At 66.1% G+C, this 19,967-nt stretch carries 23 protein-coding genes; 5 read left to right on the plus strand and 18 right to left on the minus strand.

Features of this window, described 5'->3' with window-relative positions:
• Positions 1–91: 91 nt before the first annotated feature.
• From WNM05_RS14460 to rpoE, 18 genes are all read right to left on the minus strand, one after another.
• Complete coding sequence (locus tag WNM05_RS14460) at positions 92–856, minus strand: competence/damage-inducible protein A (RefSeq protein WP_434627920.1); 765 nt, start codon at positions 854–856, stop codon at positions 92–94.
• Positions 857–860: 4 nt separating this feature from the next.
• Complete coding sequence (locus WNM05_RS14465) at positions 861–1,334, minus strand: hypothetical protein (RefSeq protein WP_434627923.1); 474 nt, start codon at positions 1,332–1,334, stop codon at positions 861–863.
• Between the two features lies 1 nt (position 1,335).
• Positions 1,336–2,424 carry a beta-N-acetylhexosaminidase gene (gene nagZ / locus WNM05_RS14470; protein WP_434627926.1) on the minus strand — a complete coding sequence of 363 codons (1,089 nt, stop codon included), beginning with the start codon at positions 2,422–2,424 and terminating at the stop codon, positions 1,336–1,338.
• 113 nt (positions 2,425–2,537) lie between these two features.
• Positions 2,538–2,915, minus strand: a complete 378-nt coding sequence (gene acpS, locus WNM05_RS14475; RefSeq protein ID WP_434627929.1) for a holo-ACP synthase — start codon at positions 2,913–2,915, stop codon at positions 2,538–2,540.
• Entirely contained in the window at positions 2,912–3,463 is a 552-nt protein-coding gene (locus WNM05_RS14480; protein ID WP_434627931.1) for a metal-dependent hydrolase, read from the minus strand. The genes acpS and WNM05_RS14480 overlap by 4 nt, the downstream gene beginning before the upstream one ends.
• Positions 3,463–4,191 (minus strand): pyridoxine 5'-phosphate synthase, encoded by a 729-nt coding sequence (gene pdxJ / locus WNM05_RS14485; RefSeq protein WP_434627934.1) that lies wholly within the window; start codon positions 4,189–4,191, stop codon positions 3,463–3,465. The genes WNM05_RS14480 and pdxJ overlap by 1 nt, the downstream gene beginning before the upstream one ends.
• Positions 4,192–4,217: 26 nt before the next feature.
• Positions 4,218–4,955, minus strand: a complete 738-nt coding sequence (gene recO / locus WNM05_RS14490) for a DNA repair protein RecO (protein ID WP_434627936.1) — start codon at positions 4,953–4,955, stop codon at positions 4,218–4,220.
• Positions 4,952–5,239 (minus strand): hypothetical protein, encoded by a 288-nt coding sequence (locus tag WNM05_RS14495; protein ID WP_434627939.1) that lies wholly within the window; start codon positions 5,237–5,239, stop codon positions 4,952–4,954. The genes recO and WNM05_RS14495 overlap by 4 nt, the downstream gene beginning before the upstream one ends.
• The gene (gene era / locus WNM05_RS14500; RefSeq protein WP_434627942.1) at positions 5,239–6,129 is read right to left on the minus strand and encodes a GTPase Era; all 891 of its coding nucleotides are present in this window, start codon (positions 6,127–6,129) and stop codon (positions 5,239–5,241) included. Before era ends, WNM05_RS14495 begins: the two co-directional genes overlap by 1 nt.
• Positions 6,126–6,836, minus strand: coding sequence for a ribonuclease III (gene rnc, locus WNM05_RS14505; RefSeq protein WP_434627945.1), 711 nt, complete (start codon positions 6,834–6,836; stop codon positions 6,126–6,128). The genes era and rnc overlap by 4 nt, the downstream gene beginning before the upstream one ends.
• Positions 6,837–6,843: 7 nt before the next feature.
• Positions 6,844–7,203 (minus strand): DUF4845 domain-containing protein, encoded by a 360-nt coding sequence (locus WNM05_RS14510; protein WP_434627947.1) that lies wholly within the window; start codon positions 7,201–7,203, stop codon positions 6,844–6,846.
• Positions 7,204–7,243: 40 nt separating this feature from the next.
• Complete coding sequence (gene lepB, locus WNM05_RS14515; RefSeq protein ID WP_434627949.1) at positions 7,244–8,221, minus strand: signal peptidase I; 978 nt, start codon at positions 8,219–8,221, stop codon at positions 7,244–7,246.
• Positions 8,222–10,015: a translation elongation factor 4 gene (gene lepA, locus WNM05_RS14520; RefSeq protein ID WP_434627952.1), complete on the minus strand. Its 1,794-nt coding sequence runs from the start codon at positions 10,013–10,015 to the stop codon at positions 8,222–8,224.
• 155 nt (positions 10,016–10,170) lie between these two features.
• Positions 10,171–10,410 carry a glutaredoxin family protein gene (locus WNM05_RS14525; protein WP_434627955.1) on the minus strand — a complete coding sequence of 80 codons (240 nt, stop codon included), beginning with the start codon at positions 10,408–10,410 and terminating at the stop codon, positions 10,171–10,173.
• Positions 10,407–11,819, minus strand: coding sequence for a DegQ family serine endoprotease (locus WNM05_RS14530; protein ID WP_434627957.1), 1,413 nt, complete (start codon positions 11,817–11,819; stop codon positions 10,407–10,409). The genes WNM05_RS14525 and WNM05_RS14530 overlap by 4 nt, the downstream gene beginning before the upstream one ends.
• 220 nt (positions 11,820–12,039) lie before the next feature.
• Entirely contained in the window at positions 12,040–12,936 is an 897-nt protein-coding gene (locus WNM05_RS14535; protein ID WP_434627959.1) for a MucB/RseB C-terminal domain-containing protein, read from the minus strand.
• A gap of 68 nt (positions 12,937–13,004) precedes the next feature.
• Positions 13,005–13,484 carry a sigma-E factor negative regulatory protein gene (locus WNM05_RS14540; RefSeq protein WP_434627962.1) on the minus strand — a complete coding sequence of 160 codons (480 nt, stop codon included), beginning with the start codon at positions 13,482–13,484 and terminating at the stop codon, positions 13,005–13,007.
• 3 nt (positions 13,485–13,487) lie between these two features.
• A complete protein-coding gene (gene rpoE / locus WNM05_RS14545) occupies positions 13,488–14,087 on the minus strand; it encodes an RNA polymerase sigma factor RpoE (RefSeq protein ID WP_043580038.1) in 600 nt (199 codons plus the stop codon).
• A 243-nt stretch (positions 14,088–14,330) separates the two neighbouring features.
• Between rpoE and prpB the strand changes: the two genes are divergently transcribed.
• Genes prpB through acnD form a run of 5 tightly spaced genes read left to right on the plus strand, consistent with a single transcriptional unit; the run spans position 14,331 to position 19,957 of the window.
• Positions 14,331–15,206 carry a methylisocitrate lyase gene (prpB, locus tag WNM05_RS14550; RefSeq protein WP_434627965.1) on the plus strand — a complete coding sequence of 292 codons (876 nt, stop codon included), beginning with the start codon at positions 14,331–14,333 and terminating at the stop codon, positions 15,204–15,206.
• A gap of 1 nt (position 15,207) precedes the next feature.
• A complete protein-coding gene (locus tag WNM05_RS14555) occupies positions 15,208–15,534 on the plus strand; it encodes a cupin domain-containing protein (RefSeq protein WP_434627968.1) in 327 nt (108 codons plus the stop codon).
• A 33-nt stretch (positions 15,535–15,567) separates the two neighbouring features.
• Positions 15,568–16,716 (plus strand): bifunctional 2-methylcitrate synthase/citrate synthase, encoded by a 1,149-nt coding sequence (gene prpC / locus WNM05_RS14560; RefSeq protein WP_434627971.1) that lies wholly within the window; start codon positions 15,568–15,570, stop codon positions 16,714–16,716.
• Positions 16,717–16,770: 54 nt separating this feature from the next.
• Entirely contained in the window at positions 16,771–17,337 is a 567-nt protein-coding gene (locus WNM05_RS14565; RefSeq protein ID WP_434627974.1) for a putative glycolipid-binding domain-containing protein, read from the plus strand.
• Positions 17,338–17,350: 13 nt separating this feature from the next.
• On the plus strand, positions 17,351–19,957 hold the full coding sequence (gene acnD / locus WNM05_RS14570; RefSeq protein WP_434627977.1) for a Fe/S-dependent 2-methylisocitrate dehydratase AcnD: 2,607 nt from the start codon (positions 17,351–17,353) through the stop codon (positions 19,955–19,957).
• Positions 19,958–19,967 lie beyond the last annotated feature (10 nt).

Here is a 19,967-nt window from a genome sequence, read left to right on the forward strand (position 1 = left end):
AGAACGATGGACGTCCCCCTCAGACCCGGCCGCGGCGGAAATGGTTCGCGAGCCGGCGTCGACAACCGCCGGCTATCGACTTCCGCCCGCGCTACTTCGCGGCCCGCGTGCCCTGCCTCACCTCATAACCCAGCTGCTGCAACGCTTTCACCCACTCGGCGATGGCGATCTCGACCAGGGCCGGCTGGCCGCTGAAGCCGAACTCGATGTGCATCTCCGGAATCGCCTCGTTGCCGAAATTGGGCAGGCTGGACAGTTTCAAGGCCGGGTAGCGTGCGGTGAAATCCTGCATCAGGCCGATCAGATCGCCTTCGCGGGCCTGGATCGCGACGCAGGATTGCTCGATGTCCGCCTGCGCCTGGAACAGCTGCCGGTAATGGCTGTCCAGCACCCACTCCGCCATCGGCCAGGCCATGCTGGGAAAGCCCGGCAGGAAATGAACGTCGCCGTGGGAAAAGCCGGCGATCTGGTTGACCGGATTCGGAATGATGGCGGCGCCTTGCGGGAAATGGCCCATCTGGATCCGGTGCGGATAAGCCTCGGCGCCGAAACGTCCCTCGATCAGCGCCCGGGCCTCCGGATGCAGTTCCAGCGGCACGCCCAGCGCGCGGGCCGCGCAGCCGCGGGTATGGTCGTCCGGCGTCGCGCCGATGCCGCCGAAGCTGAACACCAGATCGCCGCCGGCGAAGGCGCGGCGCAAGGCCGCCTCGATGCGGGCCGGATCGTCGCCCAGATACTCGGCCCAGGCCAGCTTCATGCCGCGCGCGGCCAGCATGCGGATCAAGGCCTGCATATGCTTGTCCTGACGTTTGCCGGACAACAACTCGTCGCCGATGATCAGCGCACCTACCTGCATGGTTCTACTCCTTGCCCTCTTCCAGCATGCGCCGGCAGACGGCGTAGCAATCGTCGATATGGCTGTTGCCGATGTGGCGCATCGCCGCGAAGCCTATCGCCGCGTTCGCGGCCCAGCCCAGCACCGGCACCAGCTTCAGCGCCTGCCTGCCCGCCCAGCGCCCGGCGACCCGCCTGAGCAGCGCGCTCAGCAGCGTGCGGGTGATTTCCATCCCCAGCAGCGCGCTGCCGGCACGGCGGATCAGCTGGTACAGCATCTGCTTGCGCGCCGCGTCGTAGCCGTCCATCTGTTCCGGCGCCACGCCGAAGCGCTGGTTGATCGCCGGGATCAGCTGCAGCAGGATGGCCACGTCGGCGGCGACGTCGACGCCGGGCGCCGGCAAGACCGACGCGCCGGCCGACAGCGCCGCCCTGCCGTTGACCATCGCCCGGCACGCATCGCGGACCGCGTCCAGTTCGGCCAGGCTGGCCGGCAGCATCTCAGTGCGCCTCGCCGACCTGCGGGCCGGCCAGCGCGTCCTTCGGCATCGCCAGCTGCCGCACCACCGCCTGGGCGGCGGCGAAATCCGGCGTCGCGATCAGCCGCTGCCAATCGTCGGCGCCGCTCTTGGCCGCCATCCGCTGCAGCCGTTCGGCCAGCCTGGGCTGCGGCGGCGGAACCAGCGCCGCCAGCATCGTGTCGGCCTCTTCCGGCTGATTGCAGACCAGCACCATGTCGCAGCCGGCCGCCAGCGCCGCGTCGGCGCGCTGCACATAGGTGCCCGCTCCGGCCGCCCCGGCCATGTCCAGCGCGTCGGAGAAGATCACGCCGTCGAAGCCCAGCTTGCCGCGCAGGATGTCGGTCAGCCAAACCTTGGAGAAACCTGCCGGCTGGCCGTCCACCGCCGGGTACAGCACGTGGGCCGGCATCACCGCGCCCATGCCGGCGTCGGCCAGGCGGGCGAACGGCACCAGGTCGTCGCGCTCGATCTGGGCCAGGCTGCGCTCGTCCCGCGGCATCAGATGGTGGCTGTCGCCCTCGACATAGCCGTGGCCGGGATAGTGCTTGCCGCAGCTCATCATGCCGCCGCGGCCCAGGCCCTGCTGCAGCGCCTCGGCCAGCGCCGACACCGCTTCCGGATCGCGGTGGAAGGCGCGGTTGCCGATGACGGCGCAACGCTCCCAATCCAGGTCCAGCACCGGGGTGAAAGACAGGTCGATGCCGCAGGCGGACAGCTCGGCCGCCAGCACATAGCCGACGGTCTCGGCCAGCTTCAGCGCCTGCTCGCGGTCGGCGTCCCAGGCCTCGCCCAGCACGTTCATCGGCGGCAGCCGGGTGAAGCCGTCGAGGAAGCGCTGCACGCGGCCGCCCTCGTGATCGACGGCGATCAACAGATGCGGCGAACGCAAGGCGCGGATTTCGGCGGTCAGCGCCCGCAGCTGTTCGATGTCCCGGAAGTTGCGGCGAAACAGGATGACGCCGCCGACCAGCGGATGGGACAGGCGGGCGCGCTCCTGCTCGCTGAGCGTCAGGCCGGCGATGTCGACCATCACCGGGCCGCGCGGGAGGTTCAAAGTCGTTTGAGTCATGGTTTCATCCTCGACCATGGCGGGACGCGCGTATAGCCGACCCGGATATTGCACAGACAATGGCGGAGCGCCGACCGTTCCCGCGCCCGTCGCGCGGACGGCCTCGACCCGCCCTACGATTCAAGCACGACGAAGGCCAGGGCGTGGCCGCGTTCGTCGCTGATGGACAGATGCATGCGCGTGACGCCGCGCGCGGCGGCGAAGGCGGCCAGCTCGTCGGACAGGACCAGCAAGGGCTTGCCGAGCGCATCATGGCTGACGCCTATCGCCGTCAGCAGCGCCGGCGCCACCACGCCGGTGCCCAGCGCCTTGGCGAAGGCTTCCTTGACCGCGAAGCGCTTGGCGAGGAAGCGGGCCGGCTCGCCATGGGCCTCGAACTCGGTCAGCTCCGACGGCGTCAGGATGCGGCGGCCGGCCTTGGCGCCCCAGCGGCGGACCAGCTCGTCCATCCTGGCGATCTCGACCAGATCGGTGCCTATGCCGTGGATCATGTCCCCCTCCTCAGCCACCATCCCCTGCCCAGCCATAATGCGGCGCAGGGCAGCCAGACGTAGAGAAACTCGGTATCTACCACGCGCAGGCCCTTGGGACCGAACCAGCGTTTCAGGCCGATAGGCGCGCCCTCTATCGGCTTCCAATCGCTCAGATAGCGGTGATCCGACCACGGCATGAACAAAGCCGGACCGAAGCTGGCGTCGCAGATCATGTCCAGCGCAGCGTGGGAGACCACCGACAGCAACAGCAGCGCGGTCGCCGCCGCGGCGCTCAGGCCGACTCTGGCCCAGACCGGACGGCAGAGCCAGGCCAGCAGCGCCGCGAACAGGCCGGCGGCGGCCAGCGAATGGGAAAAGCCCCGGTGCCCCCATGGGCTGGCGTAAGGAATGCCCAGCTTGAAGGTGACCACGTCCAGGTCCGGCACCATCGCGGCCGCGCCGCACAGCGCCAGCCACGGCAGCACGCCGGGCTCGGACAACGGCTTGCGGCAGGCCAGGCCGACCAGCGTCGCGCCGGCCAGCGCGTGGGTGACGACGGTAGGCATCAGCGGGCGCGCGCGCTTTCCATCAAGGCCTTCATCTCGCGCACCGCCTGCGGGAAGCCGACGAACAGCGCGTGGGCGACGATGGCATGGCCGATGTTCAGTTCGGCGATCTGCGGGATCGCGGCGATCGGCTTGACGTTATGGTAGTTCAGACCGTGGCCGGCGTTGACCACCATGCCGAGGCCGGCGCCGAACTCGGCGGCCTCGCGGATGCGGGCCAGCTCGGCGTCGCGCTCCTTCGCGTGCGGCGCGTCGGCGTAGGCGCCGGTATGCAGCTCGATCACGCGCGCGCCGGCGTCGAAAGCCTTCTGGATCTGCTCGCGGTCCGGATCGATGAAGATGGACACGCGGATGCCGGCATCGGCCAGCTTGCCGGTGTAGTGCCTGACGTCGGCGTAGTGGCCTCGCACGTCCAGGCCGCCCTCGGTGGTGACCTCCTCGCGCTTCTCCGGCACCAGGCAGACGTCTTCCGGAGCCACTTCCAGCGCGTGCGCCAGCATTTCCGGCGTCATCGCCATTTCCAGATTCATCCGGGTCTTCAACACCGGACGCATCGCCTTGACGTCGGCGTCCTGGATGTGACGGCGGTCTTCGCGCAGATGCAGCGTGATCAGGTCGGCGCCGCTGCTCTCGGCCACCAGCGCGGCCTCGACCGGGCTCGGATAGCGGGTGCCGCGCGCCTGGCGCAACGTGGCGACGTGATCGATGTTTACGCCCAACAGAATCATTCGTTTCTCCTCAGCTTTTATGCCATCTAGTCCGACAGGGACTGGATGACCTGCAACAGTTCGCGCGAAGCCAGCGGCGTGTCGCCCAGCAAGGCGGCCAGCCACACCCGGCTCAGCTGGCGGGCCTGGCCGCGCACCGCCGGATCGCCGTAGTCGTCGGCGTCCAGCGCCAGCAGCGCCGCGCCCGACAGGCGCGCCGCGCCGCCGGACAGCGCCAGGTCCGGATAGTCGTCCGGCTCCGGCAGCGCCGCATTGCGGCACAGATAATGCCGGTCGGCGACGATGGCGTCGCCGCGGCTGTCGCGCGCCAGCGAAGGCGCGTAGCCCAGCACCTGCGCCAGCCGGATCTCGTAGCGGCGCAGCACCGGGGCCAGCGGCGGCCGCCCGGCCAGGTCGCGCACCGCCGCGTCGTAAACGGCGAAAGCCCGCGGTTCGGGGTCGTCCCTCGCCGTGAGCTTCAGCATCAATTCATTCAGATAAAAGCCGCATACCAGCGGCAGGCCGGACAAGGGCCGGACCCCGCCCTCCCAGTCGGCGCCGTGCAGCGTCCGCAACTCGTTCTTGCCGAACCACGACAGCGTCAGCGGCTGGAACGGCAACAGCACGCCGCGCAGATCGGAACGCGGCCGCCGCGCGCCTCGCGCCACCAGGCTGAAACGGCCGTGGTCGCGGGTCAGCACCTCCAGCAGCAGGCTGGTCTCGCGGTATGGCTGGGTATGCAGGATATACGCCGGCTGCTTGTCCACCCGTCCCGGCTGGCTCATGCGCCTGCGCCTTTCGGCAGGCTGCGGCTGACCTCGAAGCCGAACTCGCCGCTTCCCCGCCCCAGCCGCTGCTGTACCAGTTGCTCGACGCGGCCGCGCCAGGCGGCAATCGCGTCGACGCTGTCCCAATAGGTCAGCTGCGCCACCGCGTCGCCGCCCAGACAGCCCGGCTGCGCGGTGGCCAGGCGCAACGCGCAGATCGCCAGGCCGTTCAAGGCCGGCGTGTCGGCCGATAGCCGCACCGCCCAGCATGGCTGGGCCGGCGCCGTCTCCAGCGGCCTCATCAATCCAGACCGAACTCGCGCAGGAAGCGGACGTCGTCGGCCCAGCCGGACTTCACCTTCACCCATACCTGGAGGAAGACCTTGCCGTCGAACAGCTTTTCCATGTCCAGCCGCGCCTCGGTGGAGATCTTCTTCAGCTTCTCGCCTGCCCTGCCGATGACAATGGGCTTCTGGTGTTCCTTGTCCACCAGCACCGCGATGTGGATGCGGCGCAGCGCGCCGTCCATCTCGAACATTTCCACTTCGACGTTCATCTCGTACGGCAGCTCTTCGCCGAGGTAGCGGAACAGCTTCTCGCGGACGATCTCGGCGGCCAGGAAGCGCTCGTTCTTGTCGGTGATCATGTCCTCGGGGTACAAGGGCATCGACTCCGGCAGATGCGGACGGACCTGGTCCAAGAGCTCGGCCAGCCGCTGGCCGTGCTTGGCGCTGACGACCTCGACGCCGGCGAACTCGAACTCGGCCGTCACCTCGTCGATGAAGGCCTGCAAGGTCAGCTTGTCCTTGGCCTTGTCCAGCTTGTTCACCACCAGGATGACCGGGGTCTTCTTCGGCAGCAGCGCCATCACCTCGCGGTCGGCGGCGGTGAAGCGCATCGCCTCCAGCAGGAAGAGCACGCAATCGACGCTGCCCAGCGAGTCCTTGACGCTCTTGTTCAGCGCCTCGTTCAGCGCGCCCTTGTGATAGGTCTGGAAGCCCGGGGTGTCGACGAAGACGAACTGCGCCGCGTCCTCGGTGTGGATGCCGGTGACGCGGTGGCGCGTGGTCTGCGATTTCTTCGAGGTGATGCTGATCTTCTGGCCGATCAGGTGGTTCATCAACGTGGACTTGCCTACGTTGGGACGGCCGACGATGGCGACGAAGCCGCAGTGGAATGGGGTATCGGTCATGATTTTTTCTTGATTGCTGCGAGTTTCTGTTCCAGCAGGACGATGGCCGCTTCGGCGGCCTGCTGTTCGGCGGCGCGGCGGCTGCCGCCGTCGCCGGTCGCGATCAGGGCCATCTCGCCCAGGTCGCACTCCACCTTGAACCATTGTTCGTGCGCCTCGCCGCTCTGCGACAGGATGCGGTACTTCGGCAGCGCCAGCTTGCGCGCCTGCAGCGCCTCCTGCAAGCGGGTCTTGGCGTCCTTGGCCTGCCGGGTCGTGTCTATCGTCGCCACGCGCTGGCCGTACAGCTTGCGCACCACCTGCTCGGCGGCGGCGAAGTCGGCGTCGAAGCTGACGGCGGCGAACGTCGCCTCCAGCGCGTCGGCCAGGATGGACGGCCGGTTGAAGCCGCCGCTCTTCAGTTCGCCCTCGCCCAGGTACAGATAGTCGCCCAGCTTCAGCTCATGGGCGATCTCGGCCAATGTGTTCTGATTGACCAGGTTGGCGCGCAGCCGGGACAGTTCGCCCTCGGTCAGCTGCGGAAAGCGGTCGAACAGCATCCGCGCGACCGTGTAGTTGAGAATGCTGTCGCCGACGAATTCGAAGCGCTCGTTGTTGACGCTGCTGTAGCTGCGGTGCGTCAGCGCCTGCCGCAGCAGTTCCGGCTTCTGAAATGCATAATCCAGCGCCTGGGACAGGCGCCGGAATCGGTTGTCGATTTGAGTCACGATGTGATTATTGGGCGGGCGGCTGGCCCGCCTGGGTGTCGAAATGGAAAAGCAGGCCCACGTTGCCGAACAACGGCACTTCCCGCTGGTACTGCGCGCGCAGGTAATTGCTGCTGTTGCCGGCCACCACCGTCAGCTGGCCGCCCTTGATGGAAACGATGCCTGCCACCGACGCCTTCTGGTCGAACTCCTGCCGCAGCGTCTGCTCGCCGACATTGGTTTCGCCGGCCAGCGTGCCCAGCGCGGTCTTGACGTCGCCGTATTCGGTGTACACAGGCACCACCTTGAATACCAGCAGCAGGGCGGCCCCGGCCAGCAGCAACACCACCAAAACCGCAATTACCGACATGCCTCTTTGCTGTTTCATGCGCTTCTCCCGGTCATGGCCGCCCGTGGCCTGAGGATGGTTATTGCACCTTGGTGCCGATGCGCGACAAGTCGCCGAAGTTCATCCAGATCATGAAGGCCTTGCCGACCATCAGATCGTCTTTGACGAAGCCCCAGTAGCGGCCGTCGGAGCTGTTGTCGCGATTGTCGCCCATCATGAAGTAATGGCCTTGCGGCACCTTGCACACGAAGCCGTCGTCGTCATAGCGGCAGTTGTCGCGGTACTGGAAATCCTGCACCTGGCTCAGCGCCACCACCGGCGTGCCCGGGTTGTTCAGCACCTTGTAATTCTTGCCGCCCTGGCTCTCGCGGAACTGGTTGGCGCTGATCTGCTGCAGGCCCAGCTCTTTTTCCAGGTAGTCGTAGCTGCCGTCGGCGGCATCCGGCAATGGCTTGCCATTCACCGTCAGCCGCTTGTTGCGGTACTCGACCGTATCGCCGGGCAGGCCGATCACCCGCTTGATGTAGTTGATCTTGGGATTCGGCGGGTAGTTGAAGACCACCACGTCGCCGTGCTGCACCTGACCGACCGGGATCAATACATTATTGAGCACAGGCACGCGAATACCATAGGCGAACTTGTTGACCAGGATGAAGTCGCCGACCACCAGGCCCGGCCGCATCGAACTGGACGGGATCTGGAACGGCTCGACCAGGAAGGAACGCAGCAGGAAGACGACGAAGATCACCGGGAAGAAGCCGCGCGAATAATCGACGAAATGGCCGGCCTCGGCGCCGGCCGCGGCGCGCTTCCGCGCCAGCAGCCACTTGTCCAGCAGCCACACCGCGCCGGTGATCAGCACGAAGACCAGCATCACCGCGGTGAAGCTCATGTAGTTGGACAGGAAGCCGAAGCCGCCTATCACCACCGCCAGATAGCCCCATTGCACCGACTGAGGCCAATCGCTGGCGCCCTCCTTCTTGGCGCCGCCCAGCAGGATCAGCAGCACGCCGACGACGGCGAGCGCCACGAACACCCAGTACAAGTTTGCACCCACTTATTTGTCCCCTACTTGAAGAATGGCGAGGAAAGCCTCTTGCGGGATTTCCACGTTGCCGACCTGCTTCATCCGCTTCTTGCCGGCCTTTTGCTTTTCCAGCAGCTTCTTCTTACGGGTGATGTCGCCGCCGTAGCACTTGGCCAGCACGTTCTTGCGCAGCGCCTTCACCGTCTCGCGGGCGATGATGTGGCCGCCGATGGCGGCCTGCACCGCGATGTCGAACATCTGGCGCGGAATCAGTTCGCGCATCTTGGACACCAGCTCACGGCCGCGGTACACGCTGGAGGCGCGGTGCACGATCAGGCTCAAGGCGTCGACCTTCTCGCCGTTGACCAGCACGTCCAGCTTGACCAGGTCGGCGCTCTGGAATTCCTTGAATTCGTAGTCCAGCGAGGCGTAGCCGCGGCTGGTGGACTTCAGCTTGTCGAAGAAATCCATCACCACTTCGTTCATCGGCAGATCGTAGGTCAGCATCACCTGCCGGCCCATATACTGCATATTGCGCTGCACGCCGCGCTTCTGGTTGCACAGCGTCATCACCGCGCCGACATAGTCCTGCGGCACCAGGATGGTGGAGGTGATGATGGGTTCGCGCAAGTCGTCGTACTTGCCGGCGTCCGGCATCCGCGACGGATTGGACACCACCTCGACCGTGCCGTCCCGCATCACCACTTCGTAATTCACCGTCGGCGCGGTGGTGATCAGGTCCATGTCGAACTCGCGCTCCAGCCGCTCCTGGACGATCTCCAGGTGCAAGAGGCCGAGGAAGCCGCAACGGAAGCCGAAGCCCAGCGCCTGCGACACTTCGGGCTCGTACTTCAGCGAGGCGTCGTTCAGCTGCAGCTTCTCCAGCGCGTCGCGCAGCGCTTCGTAATCGTGGCTTTCCACCGGATACAGGCCGGCGAACACCTGGGACTGCACGTCCTTGAAGCCCGGCAGCGCCTCGGCGGCCGGCTTGGACATCAGCGTGATGGTGTCGCCGACCTTGGCCGATTTCAATTCCTTGATGCCGGCGATGACGAAACCCACCTCGCCGGCATTCAGGCTTGGACGCTGGACCGACTTCGGCGTGAACACGCCGACCTGCTCGCACAGGTGCTCGGCGCCGGTGGCCATGAACTTGATCTTGTCCTTGGGCTTCAAGGAACCGTCGATCACGCGCACCAGCATCACCACGCCGACATAGTTGTCGAACCAGGAGTCGACGATCAGAGCCTTCAGCGGGCCATCGGGATTCCCCTTCGGCGCCGGGATCTTGTTGACCACCTCTTCCAGGATGTCTTCGATGCCGATGCCGGACTTGGCAGACGCGCGCACCGCCTCGACGGCCTCGATGCCGATGATGTCCTCGATTTCCTGCGAAATGCGCTCCGGATCGGCGGCCGGCAGGTCGATCTTGTTCAGCACCGGCACCACTTCGACGCCCAGCTCGATCGCGGTGTAGCAGTTGGCCACGGTCTGGGCTTCCACGCCCTGCGACGCGTCGACGACCAGCAGCGCGCCCTCGCAGGCGGACAGCGAGCGCGACACCTCATAGCTGAAGTCCACGTGTCCCGGCGTGTCGATCAGGTTCAGGTGGTATACCTGGCCGTCGCGGGCCTTGTACTGCAAGGCGGCGGTCTGCGCCTTGATGGTGATGCCGCGCTCCTTCTCGATATCCATCGAGTCGAGCACCTGGGCGCTCATTTCGCGTAATTCCAGACCCCCGCAGAACTGAATGAAGCGGTCGGCCAGGGTGGATTTGCCATGGTCGATATGGGCAATGATCGAAAAATTTCGGATGTTCTTCATCGGTTTCCAGCAAAAGATAAGGGCACGCTAGCGTGCCCGGGGCTGCTGACGGATGGCCCTGCCGGGCCCATCGGGGTCCGGCGGCTGCCGGAAGCCGGTCAGCAAGCGGGGGCGCGGTCTGCGCGCCCCCGGTTTGACTCACACTGGCGCGGATTTTAGCCGATTTCGCCCAAGTGTGCAGCCAATCTCGCGGCATCCAGATGCCAGTGGCAGATTTCCGCCTCGCCATCCATCAGCACCGGCACCAGTTCATTGAAGCGCGCCTCAAGCAGAGGATCGGCGTCGACGTCGACGACCTCGAGCTCGAAGCCGTGGCGCTGGCGCCAGGGCTGCAGCTCGGCCAGCATCTGATGGCACAGGCTGCAGTACTCGCGGAAATACAGCGTCAGCTTCATTGCGCGTCGCCGACGGTCAGCGGCACGAACTGCACCTGCCCCTGGCGCATCACCTGCAACGCCACCGTTCCGCCCTTCTTCACCTGGTCAAGCGCCTTCTTCAGCTGGGCGAAGCTCTGCAGCGGATCGCCGCCTATGCCGACGATGATGTCGCCCGGCTGGATGCCGGCCCGCATCGCCACGCCGTTGGCCGCGCGCACCAAGAGGCCGTAGCCTATGCCGGCGCGCTGCAATTGCGCCGGGCCCAGCTCCTGCAGGCGCAGGCCGATCTGGGCCAGGCTCTGCTCGTTCTCGCTCCCCGGCTTGCGGTATTCGCGCTTCGCGACGCGGGCGTCCTCTTCCACCAGCTCTTCAGGCACCACGCGGATGCCGGTCTGGGCGCGGCTGCGCCAGACGTCCAGCGTGATCGCCTTGCCCGGCAGCATCTCGCTGATCAGGCGCTGCATATCGCCGCCGTTCTCCACCGGCTGGCCGTTGATGCGCAGCACGATGTCGCCCGCCTTCAAGCCGGCCTTCTGCGCCGGCCCCTTAGGATCGAGGGCGTTGATCAGCACGCCGCTGGGCTTGGCCAGACCGAACGAAGCCGCCAGCTCCTTGCTCAGCTCCTGAACCACGACGCCGATGCGGCTGCGGGTCACCTTGCCCTTGGTCTTCAGCTGGTCGGCCACATTCATCGCGGTATCGATCGGGATCGCGAAGGAGATGCCCATGAAACCGCCGGAACGGCTGTAGATCTGCGAATTGATGCCGACCACCTCGCCCTTCAGATTGAACAGCGGACCGCCGGAGTTGCCGGGATTGACCGCCGCGTCGGTCTGGATGAACTGCACGGCGCTTTCGTCGGGCAGCATGCGGTTCTTGCCGGACACGATGCCGGAAGTGGCGGTGTTCTCGAAGCCGAACGGCGAGCCTATCGCCAGCACCCACTGCCCCACCTTCAGGTTTTTCGGGTCGCCCATCCGCACCGTAGGCAGGCCCTGGGCGTCGATCTTCAGCAGCGCGACGTCGGAGCGGGCGTCGGACCCGATCACACGCGCCTGGAATTCCCGCTTGTCGTTCAGCTTGACGGTGATCTTGTCCGCGCGGGCCACCACGTGGGCATTGGTCAGCACATAGCCGTCCTGAGAAATGATGAATCCCGAACCCAGCGAACTTTCCTGGTGCTCGCGCTGCTGCGGCGGCGCGAAGCGGCGGAAGAATTCGAAGAACGGATCCCCCTCCATGCCCTCGGGCAGGCCGGAAGTCGACTCCTTGACCGTGGAAGTGGTGCTGACGTTGACCACCGCCTTGCCCTCGGCCTCGACGATCTGGGCGAAGTCAGGCAGATCCGCCGCCATGGCGGCGGGAAGCTCCGCCGCGAACACGGATGCCGCCAGCATTGCGGAAACGATCAGTTTTTTGACCGACATGTGCGCTCCATCTTTGAAATATTGTGGATTAATGCCCCGGAGATCACCGGTGATTGTCATTGCGGAATGGCGCGCCGACAGGCGCCCCCTCCATCTCCCCAGGCGCGCCCGACGGCGCGCCATGCGAAACTGGCCGTCTTCCGACGGAAAACGGCCAGTCCTGACACTGCAGGCGGGAGCGCCGCCGCACGGCGGCCGCTCCCGCGCCGACATCGCTGGCTCAATCGCCCTTGCCGTTGACGTGCATCGCCTTCAGCAGGGCCATCATCGCGGTCTGCGGCATATCGCCGACCGCCGTCAGCTGCATATCGTTCTGATAGCTGGTGGCCATATTGATCGCGCCGTGCAGATTGCCTATCCGTTCCAGCCTGGCGTTTTCCGGCGGCGGCGGCTCGACGAAGACCGACAGCATCACCAGCCCGTCCGACAAGACCAGATGACGCACCGGCTTGCCGCCCTGACCGGGCAGGACCCGCTGAACCGAGCGCAGCAGGCGGAAGCCCTGCGGCAGGCCGCTGACCTCGTTCTGCGACACCGACGGATCGGCGCCTGTCGGCGCCTTCGCCGGCCGCAGCAGGAACTTCTGCGGCAGCTTCGGCCGGTAGGCCTTCTTGTCCCGGGCGCCGGCCAACTCCACGTCGGTGAAGGTGAACTGCTCGACGCTGTCGCCGCGCGGCGACAACGTGATCATCTTCAACGGCAGATAGGTGGTCGGATCGACGCACATCCGCATCGAGTAGCGTTGCGGGTCGCGCGGCTGCAGATCCAGCCACTGGCAATCGCGCTTGGCCACCCGGTCGAAGCCGGTGCGCTTCAGCACATAGGAACGGGTGATGTCTTCCAGATCGTCCGGCAACAAGGCCGGAAACAGCCGCATCGCACTGATCTTGCACGCCATCAGCGCGCGCTTGTCCGACGCGTAGCAGGTCAGTTCGCCGCCGTTGCGCACGACTTCCCGCGACGGGCCGTCGAGCGAGCTGCGCTTCTCGCGCACCCCGTCTCCCTGGCCCTGGCGGACGATACGGAAGGTTTCCAGCATGCCGTTCATCTGATGCAGATAGGTGCCATCCAGCGCCTGCTGCCTGCCGGCGTTGCCGACATTCCGCAACAGCTGCATGTCATCTTCCGCGTGGGCCGCACAGGCGGCCCCGAACATCAAAACACCAATCAGTGGAACGACACGCATCAGTGGCGAGCTCCGTTCCCGTAGGAAACCCGCATCACGCCCTGATCCGCCGTCACCTCCTGGTGCGCCAGCACATAGGGATCGTCCTGCTCGGCCGCGGCCGGCTGGGCGATCTGGACCGGCACACCGCGGTCGGCGATCACCGACGGCGCGGACGCGCGATGGCCCAGCTGTTGCCAGCCCACCACCGCCGCGAAGCTAACGCTGGCGGCCAGCGCCACTGCACTGGCGGCGCGGGCGCGGCGCGGGCGCATCCAGCGGCGCGGCGCCAGCACCGTAGGCTCCTCCGCCAGCCGCTCGGCCACCCTGGCGCGTACGTCCAGCCCGGCCATGCGGCCGGAACGCATCGCGTCCCCGATCAGGTGATATTGTTCCCAGGCCGCATCCAGGTCCTGATCACCGGCGATGGCGGAGATGGCCTTGTCGGCCGCCGCTCCGTCCAGTTCGCCATCCACCAACGCGGATATCGTTTCTTTCATAACTTACCACCTTCTGTTCTTGGCCGTGTCCAGCAGAGGCCTGAGCTCAGCAGCAATCGCCTCGCGAGCGCGGAATATCCGCGAACGCACCGTACCTATTGGACAATCCATCACCCTGGCAATTTCATCGTAGGACAGGCCCTCCATCTCCCTGAGGGATATGGCGGTGCGCAATTCCTCCGGCAAAGCTTCCACGGCGGCATTGACCGTCGCAAGAATCTCCTTGTTCATCAGCTCGGTTTCGGGCGTATTCATGTCCGGGATCTGCGACGCCATGTCGAAGCTCTCCCCGTCCTCGTCCTCTATCTCGCTGTTGACCACCGGACGACGTCCGCTGGCGCTGAGGAAATTCTTGGCCGTGTTGATGCCTATCCTGTACAGCCATGTGTAAAACGCGCTCTCGCCCCGAAAGGACGGCAAGGCACGATACGCTTTGATAAACGCCTCCTGCGTCACATCTTCGATGTCCGAACCGTCGCGTATGAAACGCGACAACAACCTAGCGAGACGTCGCTGATACTTGGCAACAAGCAGATCGAAAGCTCTTTTTTCACCTCGCTGGGCACGTTCCACCAACTGTTGATCGATATCCCGATCACTCATGTCGTTGTTATGCTCCCTGGTTTGCCCACTGTTTTATGTGGTCGTTACGTGGACTGTGATCTAGACCACAGCCTTTGCCTTGAGTTCCCACTGGCGAGGACGATGCGAAACATATCATTCCCACGGCAAAACTTGAACATCCTAATGACAACTATTGCCAGCATTTTGTAGAGCCTTTACACTCCGACCAAGCACTTGCTTGAATGACAGGCAACTAACCCAACCTACCATCAGGAGCACCAGATGAGCACTCCCGGGCAACGCTTCCGCCAGGCCGTGGCCGCCGAAAAACCGTTGCAAGTGGTAGGGGCGATCAACGCCTATGCTGCACGTTTGGCCGAACATTCGGGTTTCAAGGCCCTTTATCTGTCCGGCGGCGGCGTCGCCGCCTCATCCTGCGGCATCCCCGACCTCGGCATCACCACGCTGGAAGACGTGCTGATCGACGCCCGCCGCATCACCGACGTCACCGATCTGCCGCTGCTGGTCGACATCGACACCGGCTGGGGCGGCGCCTTCAACATCGCCCGCGCGGTGCGCAGCCTGGAAAAGGCCGGCGTCGCCGCCGTTCACATCGAGGACCAGGTACAGCAGAAGCGCTGCGGCCACCGGCCGAACAAGGCCATCGTCCCCCAGGATGAAATGGTGGACCGGATCAAGTCCGCCGTCGACGCCCGCCGCGACGACAGCTTCGTCATCATGGCGCGCACCGACGCGCTGGCGGTGGAAGGCCTGGACGCCGCCATCGCGCGCGCCGTCGCCTGCGTCGAAGCCGGCGCCGACATGATCTTCCCCGAAGCGATGACCGATCTCGCGATGTACCAGCGCTTCGCCGACGCGGTGAAGGTGCCGGTGCTGGCCAATATTACAGAGTTCGGCGCCACGCCGCTGTACAGCGCGGAACAATTGGGCGCGCACGGCGTCGGCCTGGTGCTGTACCCGCTGTCCGCCTTCCGCGCGATGAGCAAGGCCGCGCTGGAAGTATACGGCGCGATCCGCCGCGACGGCGGCCAGCAGGCGGTGCTGGACAAGATGCAGACCCGGATGGAGCTGTACGAGCACCTGGACTACCACGCCTACGAACAGAAGCTGGACGCGCTGTTTCAGCAGACGCGCTGACATGCCGGACAATCTGTTCGACGGCATCCCGGCCGACCTGCCGCAGGAGTGGCTGCAGACGCTGTTCAGCGGCGACCGCGGCTTCCGCGTCGAACGCATCGTGTCGCGCGGCCATGTCTCGCCGGAAGGCTTCTGGTACCAGCAGGACGAAGAGGAGTGGGTCTTGCTGCTGTCCGGCTCGGCCGAGCTGGAATACCAGTCGCCGCCCCGCCGCGTCGCGCTTCGGCCCGGCGACGCCGTCGCCATCCCGTCCGGCTGCCGCCACCGCGTGTCGTGGACGGCGCCGGACCGCGACAGCGTGTGGCTGGCCGTTTTCTACAAGAAATAACCAGGTCCGCAGGACTGCAATCAGGAGAAAGCAATGAGCGAAACCGTATTGACGAGCAAGCCCAAGAAATCCGTGGCGCTGTCCGGCGTGGCCGCCGGCAACACCGCGCTGTGCACCGTCGGCCGCAGCGGCAACGACCTGCACTACCGCGGCTACGACATCCTGGACCTGGCCGACAAGGCGGAATTCGAGGAGGTGGCCTATCTGCTGGTGCACGGCAAGCTGCCGAACCAGGCGGAACTGGCCGGCTACAAGAAAAAACTGAAATCGCTGCGCGGCCTGCCGGCCCCGGTCAAGACGGTGCTGGAGGCGCTGCCCGCCGGCGCCCATCCGATGGATGTGATGCGCAGCGGCGCCTCGGCGCTCGGCTGCGCGCTGCCGGAGAAGGACGACCACAACCTGGCCGGCGCCCGCGACATCGCCGACCGGCTGATGGCCTCCTTCGGCTCGATGCTGCTCTACTGGTACCACTACAGCCATAACGGCAAGCGCATCGACGTCGAAACCGACGACGACAGCATAGGCGGCCACTTCCTGCACCTGCTGCACGGGACCAAGCCGCCGGCCGAATGGGTGCGCGCGATGCACACCTCGCTGAACCTGTACGCCGAGCACGAGTTCAACGCCTCCACCTTCACCGCGCGCGTCATCGCCGGCACCGGCTCCGACATGCACAGCGCCATCACCGGCGCCATCGGCGCCTTGCGCGGCCCCAAGCACGGCGGCGCCAACGAAGTCGCCTTCGAGATCCAGCAACGCTACGAGAGCCCGGACGAGGCCGAGGCAGACATCCGCGCCCGCGTCGAGCGCAAGGAGGTGGTGATAGGCTTCGGCCACCCGGTGTACACCCTCTCCGACCCGCGCAACAAGGTGATCAAGGAAGTGGCGCGCGAACTGTCGAAGAGCAACAGGGACATGAAGATGTTCGACATCGCCGAGCGGCTGGAATCGGTGATGTGGGACGTCAAGAAGATGTTCCCCAACCTCGACTGGTTCTCCGCCGTCAGCTACCACGCGATGGGCGTGCCGACCGCGATGTTCACGCCGCTGTTCGTGATCTCGCGCACCAGCGGCTGGAGCGCGCATGTGATCGAGCAGCGCCAGGACGGCAAGATCATCCGCCCGTCGGCCAACTACATCGGACCGGAAGACCAGGCCTACGTGCCGCTGGAAAAACGCTGAGCGAGCAGCAAGCGGCGCGGCCGTCCGGCCGCGTCGGCAATACTGGAGCAGTAGATGAAACAAGCCTTGTTCTGGCAGCGCCTGGACAGCCCGGGGCTGGAGCAGGTGGAAATCGAAACCGGTACCGGCCTCGCCCTCTCCGCCAGCGGCAGCCTGCTGCACGCCGACTGCGGCGCCAGCCTGCGCTACCGGATGCAGTTGGACCATCACGGCCGGCTCAGCCACGCCCATATCGACGTTTCCGCGCCCGAGCCGCGCCAACTGACGCTGCAACACACCGAAAGCGGCCGCTGGCTGCTCAACGGCCAGGCGGACCCGGCCTGGGACGACTGCCGGGAGCTGGACCTGCAGGCGTGTGGTTTGACCAATGCCTTCCCCATCCGCCGCTTGAAACTGGGCATAGGCGACAGCGTCGAGCTGGCCATGCTGTTCGTGCGCTTGCCGGCATTGACGCCGACCCGCTGCCCGCAGCGCTACACCCGGCTGCCGGACCGCGACGGCCTGCCCTGCTACCGCTACGAATCCCCGGGCTTCGCCGCCGACATCGTAGTCGACGAGCAAGGCTTCACCCTGCATTACAGCGACTTTCTGCAACGGCTGCCCGACGGCGGCCGCGACTGAGCGAAAGACAGACATGAACCGCCAATACCGCACCGCCCTGCCCGGCACCGGGCTCGACTACTACGACGCCCGCGCCGCCGTCGAGGCGATACAGCCCGGCGCCTGGGACAGGCTGCCCTACACCGCCCGCGTCCACGCCGAAAACCTGGTCCGCCGCTGCGAGCCGGCCGTTCTGGCCGAATGCCTGGAGCAGATCGTATACCGCAAACGGGAACGCGACTTCCCGTGGTTCCCGGCGCGCGTGGTCTGCCACGACATCCTGGGCCAGACCGCGCTGGTGGACCTGGCCGGCCTGCGCGACGCCATCGCCGACCAGGGCGGCGACCCCGCCCAGGTCAATCCGGTGGTGCCGGTGCAACTGATCGTCGACCATTCGCTGGCGGTCGAGTGCGGCGGCTTCGACCCGCAGGCCTTCGAGAAGAACCGCGCAATCGAGGACAGGCGCAACGAGGACCGCTTCCACTTCATCGAGTGGACCAAGACCGCCTTCGACAATGTCGACGTGATTCCGGCCGGCAACGGCATCATGCACCAGATCAATCTGGAGCGGATGAGCCCGGTGATCCATGCCGACGGCGGCGTCGCCTACCCCGACACCTGCGTCGGCACCGACAGCCATACGCCGCACGTCGACGCGCTGGGCGTGATCGCCGTCGGCGTCGGCGGCCTGGAGGCCGAGAACGTGATGCTGGGCCGCGCCTCGTGGATGCGGCTGCCGGACATCGTCGGCGTCGAGCTGTCAGGCAGGCCGGCGGCCGGCATCACCGCCACCGACGTGGTGCTGGCGCTGACCGAGTTCCTGCGCCAGCAAAAGGTCGTCGGCGCCTACCTGGAGTTTTATGGCGAAGGCGCCGCGGCGCTGACGCTGGGCGACCGCGCCACCATCTCCAATATGGCGCCGGAATACGGCGCGACCGCCGCGCTGTTCTTCATCGACGCGCAGACCCTCTCGTACCTGAGGCTGACCGGCCGCAGCGACGAGCAGGTCAAGCTGGTGGAGACTTACGCGAAGACCGCCGGCCTGTGGGCGGACAGCCTGAAGACGGCCGAGTACGAGCGGGTGCTGCGTTTCGATCTGGCCACCGTCACCCGCAACCTCGCCGGCCCGTCCAATCCGCACAAGCGGCTGCCGGTGTCCCTGCTTGCCGAACGCGGCATCGCGGCCAATCTGGCCCAGGCGCGCGAACAGGAAGCCCAAGGCCTGATGCCGGACGGCGCCGTCATCATCGCCGCCATCACCAGCTGCACCAACACCTCGAATCCGCGCAACGTCATCGCCGCCGGCCTGTTGGCGCGCAACGCCAACCGGCTGGGCCTCGTTCGCAAGCCGTGGGTGAAATCGTCGCTGGCGCCGGGCTCCAAGGCCGTCGAGCTGTATCTGAAGGAAGCCGGCCTGCTGTCCGAGCTGGAACGGCTGGGCTTCGGCATCGTCGCCTTCGCCTGCACCACCTGCAACGGCATGTCCGGCGCGCTGGACCCGAAAATCCAGCAAGAAATCGTCGACCGCGACTTGTACGCGACGGCCGTGCTGTCCGGCAACCGCAACTTCGACGGCCGCATCCATCCGTACGCCAAGCAGGCCTTCCTCGCCTCGCCGCCGCTGGTGATCGCCTATGCGATAGCCGGCACGATGCGCTTCGACATCGAAAAGGACGTGCTGGCCGTGGTCGACGGCAAGGAAATCCGCTTGCAGGACATCTGGCCGTCCGACGAGGAAATAGACGCGGTGCTGAAGCAGGCCGTGAAGCCCGAGCATTTCCGCCGCGTCTACGAGCCGATGTTCGCGATCCGCCAGAGCAGCGGCGAGAAAGCCAACCCGCTGTACGCCTGGCGGCCGCGGTCGACCTATATCCGCCGCCCCCCTTACTGGGAAGGCGCGCTGGCCGGCGAACGCACGCTCAAGGGCATGCGCCCGCTCGCCATCCTGCCGGACAACATCACCACCGACCACCTGTCGCCGTCCAACGCCATCCTGCCGGACTCCGCCGCCGGCGAATACCTGGCCAGGATGGGCCTGCCCGAGGAGGACTTCAACTCCTACGCCACCCACCGCGGCGACCACCTGACCGCGCAGCGCGCGACCTTCGCCAACCCCAAGCTGTTCAACGAGATGGTGCTGAACGATGACGGCTCGGTGAGACAGGGTTCGCTGGCCCGCGTCGAACCGGAAGGCACGACGATGCGGATGTGGGAGGCCATCGAGACCTATATGGACCGCAAGCAGCCGCTGATCATCGTCGCCGGCGCCGACTACGGCCAGGGCAGCTCGCGCGACTGGGCGGCCAAGGGCGTGCGTCTGGCCGGCGTCGAGGCCATCGTCGCCGAGGGCTTCGAGCGCATCCACCGGACCAATTTGATCGGCATGGGCGTGCTGCCGCTGGAATTCAAGCCCGGCGTCAACCGCAAGACGCTGCGGCTGGACGGCACAGAGACCTACGACGTGATCGGCGAACGCCGGCCGCGCGCCGAGCTGACGCTGGTGATACACCGCCGCGACGGCGAAACGGTGCGCGTGCCGGTGACCTGTAGGCTGGACACCGCCGAGGAAGTGTCGATCTACGAGGCCGGCGGCGTATTGCAGCGCTTCGCGCAGGACTTCCTGGCAGCGGCGCAAGCCTGATCACGCAACG

Origin of the sequence: Chromobacterium sp. CV08 (genome assembly GCF_051129845.1) — a bacterium.
GTDB lineage: Bacteria > Pseudomonadota > Gammaproteobacteria > Burkholderiales > Chromobacteriaceae > Chromobacterium.